Source organism: uncultured Clostridium sp., assembly GCF_937920395.1.
Lineage (GTDB): Bacteria > Bacillota > Clostridia > Clostridiales > Clostridiaceae > Clostridium_AD.
This window is the reverse complement of sequence record NZ_CALEVF010000065.1, coordinates 49,563-56,064: the sequence shown is the minus strand read 5'-3', so window position 1 is coordinate 56,064 and position 6,502 is coordinate 49,563. Positions and strand designations below refer to the sequence as shown.

The window sequence follows — 6,502 nt, the reverse complement described above, 5'->3', positions numbered from 1 at the left end:
AACAGATCTAAGCTGTCTAATCCTTTGAGCACTTCATCTGATAAATCATCAACATTAATAAGCTTTAAAATCTTATTATCTTCTTTATTTTTTAGTCCCTCACCGCCATTTTGGGAAACGTTACTTCTTATTGGTGGTAGCTTAGGTTTTTTAACCACTGGTTTACCAACACTAATTTTAGCCCAATAGCCTGCCGGTGGCAGTGGAATACCTAACTTTCTACATCTTTTACGTAATCCTGTATCAGAGATTTCATAACGTTTTGCTACTGTTACTATAGGTTCTTTCCAAACCTCATTATATAATTGCTTCCTTTGTTCAAGGATGCTCATATCATCAATTTCCATATCTATGCCTCCTCGTAACTAAATGAAAATCCTCCACCAAGAAGATTATCTATTAACTCCTCAAGAGCCTCACAATCTCTAACATCATCAGGCACTAAGTAACGAGATTGATTATCATTCAAACATGCAGATAAACATTCAATATAATCTGAACTTTGTTGGTAATCAAATTTATTAAGATATTCTTTATCGTCCTTATAAATTTTTTCATAAATATGTGGCCCAGTAAGTGTACCAGTAATATGCATACCTATAATTGAATTCCTAATTTCTGCTAACTTATTAAATATACCTTCAGAACTGTACCTAGAAAAATTCTTATTATTTACTAATTTAGAAATATCAATTACTATTTTCAATTTAAATTTCATTTCTCTTATAATACGCCTAACTCTAATGATATCATCAATTGATTCCACTAAATAATGTTGTTTTTTTCTAATTGTAGATGGCCCATTTACAAGGGCAATTTTCATCTCTGTATATTTCTTCATACTCTTTTCAAATTTCATATACTGTTTAAAAAATTCTTCTTCATTATATGTTTCAGATCGAAATGGGGGTATTAACTCTAAAACATCAGGTTTTTCATACTTCTTGAATGTATCACTAAGATTATTTACTACTAAGTTCATCATCTCAGAGTTCTTCCATATACTATCGCATTCATTATTATAAGCAAGTCTCATAATGTAAGAACTACTTGGATTGGACTTTAATGTACCATCAGTAGTTATTACATAACATAACTTACTTTTGATGTCAGATGGATATAATATCCCTTTGTTTACGACTGGTAAAAGTACATTTACATTTTGCACCATACTTACCCTATCCGTTTCAATACAAAGATTTACATACTCAGACCAATATTCAGCATCATTTATGGTATTTAATAACCAGTCATGCATCATTAACATTTCTAATTCACCTTTTCTACCTTCAATAAATACACGTTGCATATTTTCTTTATATATTTGATCTATTCCAAATGCATCATCATTATATCTATGGTTATAGTTATTAATATAACTTGACTCTTTTGTAAAGTTATTGTAGATGTGTTCAACATACTTTTCATCATAATCCCAAGTTATATTTTCTGCAAATTCATATAAATTAACTCCATATTTCAGATAAGTCTCCTGTATCCAGCTAACTAATCCATTATCTAAAAGCTTAAAGTTAGAAATTGAAGGTTTCTCAGTTTGATTTTTCTTTATCTCTTCAGCTAATATTATAAGTTCACATTTATATTGATCTATTCCAGTTGCTCGCATCTTCGAACTATTGCAAAAGTCAATTACTAATTTTTCATAGTCAGCATTCGTATAAAACAAGTCTATATATTTAAGATCTTTAATAGTGTTTTTTAATAACCTATCTATACGCGTTTTAGTTTTTACATAATACTGCATTATAAAATCTTGACTTTTAGGTCTATCATTTTCAACCTCATGCTTTATCTTTGCTAATGTTTGTTCAGTTTTTACACTCTCATAATCATAAGTTTCTGGGTCAAGATAGTTATTAAAATAATCCATAACATAACTAATAGTTTTTGACATGTTTTCAGCATGTTTCTTAAAATCGAACTCATCTAATTTATCCTTTTTCTTCATTTGTGTAATGTATTCTTCTACAGTTAGCATCAGTATCTCCTTTTCATCTTTAATAAAGCATGTGCACTCTATTTTTAAATTATTCCATACTTTATTGATTTTGCCTAAATATGAACAAGGTATTCAAAATAACATAACTTTAGTTTGATATATGTTATTTTTATAGTTAAATTAAAATACACCTCATATTCAAAGCATTCTTGCTTTGAATATGAGGTGTGATAAAAGACATCACAATCAATGAGTTGCCGCATTTAATATTTTAATCTAAATTTACTAATGAATCGTTTGAAATAATTTCAATATACTACTATCTTTGTTACGCCTTGTGTAATATCCGCGACAAAGCCCTCATTTCTTAAGTAATCTTCTTGTAATAAATAACTCATGTATTATTTTTTAGCCAATTCTGCAACCTTTATCTTTTGAAATTTACAAACTCACCGTCCATTAAATCTGTTACACAAAACCCTTTTGGAGCATTAACCAGTTTCTTATTTATACGATCATATTGTTTTTCCTCTATCACTAAACAAGCTGATAAAATACGCCTTATATATATTTCATCATCTACTTCATTAACTGATATTCCCTTATATCCACTAAAAATAACATTCATATTACATAATTCCTTTCATATTTAAATTGAGAAAAAAGTGTAAAAACATTGAGGTCTTTCTATTTTTAAAATTAATAAGGTATCTTCTTGTAATTTCTTTAAATCAAATTTAATTGGTACAATATTATTTAGGAACTAAATAACTGTTTCAAATTTTTTTAAACTCATATGCATAATCTACTTTTAACTATTTTTTTCAATGTTGTTTCTGTTTTCTCTTTATTTATTGTCTTGTAATTTGTTCTCTTTACATAATTCAACAAGCATTCATAATTTTCCTTTATCTCTTGTAGAAAAGACTGAAGACCTCCTATATATTACTAAAATATTTCTCTAGTAATTTATGAAACTAATTATTAGTTTATATATGGCATTTTAATAATAGATTCTTATAATTATACAAATATTAATATGTACCAATAAACTATAGTTTTTAGATACATGAATAAATAATGACTAATGCATATGCATATATATGAGTTAGCAGCAAGAAGCATTAAATGAAACAACTAGCAGTCTTAAATATAAAGCTATCTTTATGTGATTCAGAGAGAGATTGGCGAGAACCCAACATAAAATAGTTATATATTAACTTTGGTATAATTTAACTCTTTACTTGTGTTTTAGAATTGCATATAATAATTCTATAAATTAAATATATAAATTGGAGGCCTAATCATGCATAAACGTGATTGGGAGAAAAAACTATTCTTCTCGAAATTAAAATTTGCTTTAAAAAAAGTAGATTGGTTTAAATCAATAGACTTATTACTTAAAATAATTAGCCTATTGATATTAATATTTGGGAAATAATAGGGAATAATTTTTTCTCCCTCTCCTATGATTAGAATAATATAAAATAATTAATAAGACCGCTGTGCAATACTAAATATGCACAGTGGTCTTATTTCTGTTTTAAGTTACCGTTAACTTACTTATAACCTCATTTATGCATATATTCACTTGCATTATTCGTAACTTTATTAATCATAACTCTTTTGCTAGTACAACTATTAAAGTAATGATAAATCAGATATTTATCCTTCACCATTGTTACAACACACTATTATAATAATATAAAATACTTCATAATAAACTACTTTAGTAATGATTGTTCACTCTTTAGTCTTCATAAACATAGCTAATAATAAAGATTTCACTATAATATAAAGGAGGAGAGCAAATGAAAAATATAAATGATTTAGAAAACGCACTAGAAACAAGTGTAGCGAATTTTAGAAAAGAAATAGATTTTGACACAGAAACATTCAGCCAAAGCCATAATAATGACTATTTAGATAAAGACGATTTTGACGAACTTGGCAGACAAACATTTTATGCCCTTGATGATTTTAAAAAACATATTATTGATTATTTAAAAGATAACAAAAACGAATAGAGATATAGATTAATTAAGATAATATCATCCACATAATTTGTTAAGCATTATGGACAATAACATTACTTTACCTAGGCAGTTTCTTCTTTGATTTATCCCTTTTGTAGTTATTAATCAAGTTTTTAAGTTCAATCACCGGTATAATCTTTTGAGGCCCATATTTGAGTATCCATTCCTGATTTTCTTTTGTTAATCCTAGTATTGTCCCATCCTTCAACATCTTTTTTTCATTAATATCAAGATCAACATACCAGCAAATAACATAATCAAAAGTTTCATATGGATGTTCATGCTTAAATAGATTGCTCAATTTATACTCAATTTCAACCAAAACTTTTCTTTTCTCGAAATCGAAACAAATCATGTCTGTAGTAGAATTCTGTGAATAATTCCCAATTCTATCAATATGTTTTATATATTGTTTTATGTTTGGGTTTGAAATAATTGAAGAAAAAAGTAATGCAACCTGTGCTTCATTATCTGGTTTTTTAGAAATTGGGATTTCATCTACTAGTAAATCCTCAATGTTATCAAAATTATCTAACCTAATTTCAAGTTGCTTTTGCTTTTCATTTACCATATATTCAATTTCTTCGGCCTTTCTTAAACTAAAATAGCTCTCATCTACTAAAGGAATGATATCCTCACTAATGATTTTTTTTGCCTCATCAAATACCCACTTAACCCTTGGATCATCCTGATTTGATAAATTGTTTCTATCCGACGTCAATTCAAAAACTTGAGAGTTTATTAGTAAATGATAATGGTTAGAGTCTAGATCCATACCCATATTGTTTTTCTTCGTAAATGGTATAAAATCTTTTGCAAGATAAACCCCAAATCGAGACTTTAGACTTTCACCTTGTTTTAATTTTACAATCTCTCTCCTGCAATTCGTGCCAGAAATTGTACCATACATTTGAAATGAAACATATTCTCCATCAATATTTGTTTCTCTATGATAAGGTCCAAAATGCCTACAATAATTTATAGACCTTTTATAAATAGGTTCATTTGGATCAATTTTGGGCTTCTCCTGAGGTTGATGAAATTGATGGGTGCCCGCAATTTCATCTTTTATATTATTTATTCTATCCTCAATAAAAATTCTAGGAGCTATCTGCATACAAGTAATATATTTATGTAGTTCAGTATAGTTTGCAAAATATGTTTTAAAACTTCCTGCGGCTGTAAACCATAATACATAATCTTTTATTGTTTCAAAGTTAAAATATTTTTCAGGATTATCAATCATGTATCCTTCAATGGTTATACATGAACCACCTTTGCCCATTTGAGGCAAAACTGTTTCTACTTCATATTCTGGCAATAGGTTGTCACACAAAGCCTCCCATGGGTGCTCCATTGTTGCTGTGAATGCCTCATTATTTCTAGTTTGCGTCTGAAGTACTATTTTATCGCTTTTAAAATATATTTTAGTTCCTAATCCTTTTTCACCAATTCCTAATTTATTTTTATTTGAATCTCCAAGATTAAAGAATCTATGAATTTCCTCTTTACATAGTCCTTTACCATCATCCTGAATTTCGATTATAAATTTTCCTACATTATTTCTATATACAATTATTGAAATAGCTTTAGCATCTGCATCATGAGAATTGCTAATGGCTTCCCTAAGAAGTTCCATAGGATTAACCATATTTTGAGCTATTTCTTTAAACATGGAGATGTCTTTTACTTCGGGTTTGAACTTTTCCAAAATTTTCACCTACCTTCATACTAATAATATTTACTAAAAATTTTAAAATATGCTAGTCTGGCATATTTTTTTCAATTTTTTCACTTAATATTAAAATAAATAGTATTTTAAACTTTAAAGGATGGTAGTTATGTTAGTAAAAAATATTACTGGCAAGAAAATAAGAGCAGTTAGACGCAAAAAAAAGATAACTCAAATTCAGTTAGCGGCACGTTTGAATACGCTTGGTATTGATTTTGATCAAAGTGCTATATCAAAAATAGAAAATCAAACAAAAGTCCTCCTAGACTATGAAGTAAAAGCTATTGCACAAGTTTTAGGCATCTCCATTGAGAGACTGTTTGATTAAATTATATCGGAGACAAAATTTTAGGGAACGTCCATAGATATTATATACATATATCTATGGACGTTCCCATTTAAACTCTCTTGTCCCATAACTTATAATATCCTTCTCCGTAATAAATGACTGCTTACCTAATACTTTTTAAAAATGTTCTGAATCCGTCTAACACTCAATCTTTCTTCATTCTTACTTAAGAATTACCATCTATTTCTACTTAAATCTTAAATCTTCAATGTAAATGTACCTATATAGTCTTTCATATTAACATCCAATTCTACTTAGACTTCTATAAAAATATATATAAACCTTTTATACTTTTATTTATTAATTGAAGTTAAATTATTCACCTGTTTTTGTTGCTTTTTCTGTAATATTATCAATAAAGAATAAATACCATTATAATATAATAATATTATTGAAGGGTGATTATCATAGAAGATAATTCTATT

At 27.8% G+C, this 6,502-nt stretch carries 6 protein-coding genes and 1 pseudogene; 3 read left to right on the top strand and 4 right to left on the bottom strand.

The window, feature by feature from the left end:
• From Q0649_RS07715 to Q0649_RS07705, 3 genes and pseudogenes are all read right to left on the bottom strand, one after another.
• Positions 1-347 (bottom strand): annotated as a pseudogene (locus Q0649_RS07715) (hypothetical protein); the annotation flags it as partial.
• 2 nt (positions 348-349) lie between these two features.
• On the bottom strand, positions 350-1,999 hold the full coding sequence (locus Q0649_RS07710) for a hypothetical protein (protein ID WP_298839706.1): 1,650 nt from the start codon (positions 1,997-1,999) through the stop codon (positions 350-352).
• A 388-nt stretch (positions 2,000-2,387) separates the two neighbouring features.
• Complete coding sequence (locus Q0649_RS07705; RefSeq protein WP_298839704.1) at positions 2,388-2,588, bottom strand: hypothetical protein; 201 nt, start codon at positions 2,586-2,588, stop codon at positions 2,388-2,390.
• Between the two features lie 678 nt (positions 2,589-3,266).
• On the opposite strand from Q0649_RS07705, the gene Q0649_RS07700 reads away from it, so the two are divergent.
• Together Q0649_RS07700 and Q0649_RS07695 are read left to right on the top strand one after the other, a co-directional pair.
• Entirely contained in the window at positions 3,267-3,401 is a 135-nt protein-coding gene (locus tag Q0649_RS07700; protein WP_298839701.1) for a hypothetical protein, read from the top strand.
• 370 nt (positions 3,402-3,771) lie between these two features.
• Positions 3,772-3,987 carry a hypothetical protein gene (locus Q0649_RS07695; protein WP_298839698.1) on the top strand — a complete coding sequence of 72 codons (216 nt, stop codon included), beginning with the start codon at positions 3,772-3,774 and terminating at the stop codon, positions 3,985-3,987.
• Positions 3,988-4,054: 67 nt separating this feature from the next.
• Here the strand turns inward: Q0649_RS07695 and Q0649_RS07690 are convergent, their stop codons facing one another.
• Entirely contained in the window at positions 4,055-5,707 is a 1,653-nt protein-coding gene (locus Q0649_RS07690) for an ATP-binding protein (RefSeq protein ID WP_298839694.1), read from the bottom strand.
• A 130-nt stretch (positions 5,708-5,837) separates the two neighbouring features.
• Between Q0649_RS07690 and Q0649_RS07685 the strand changes: the two genes are divergently transcribed.
• On the top strand, positions 5,838-6,056 hold the full coding sequence (locus tag Q0649_RS07685) for a helix-turn-helix domain-containing protein (protein WP_298839691.1): 219 nt from the start codon (positions 5,838-5,840) through the stop codon (positions 6,054-6,056).
• Positions 6,057-6,502: the final 446 nt, after the last annotated feature.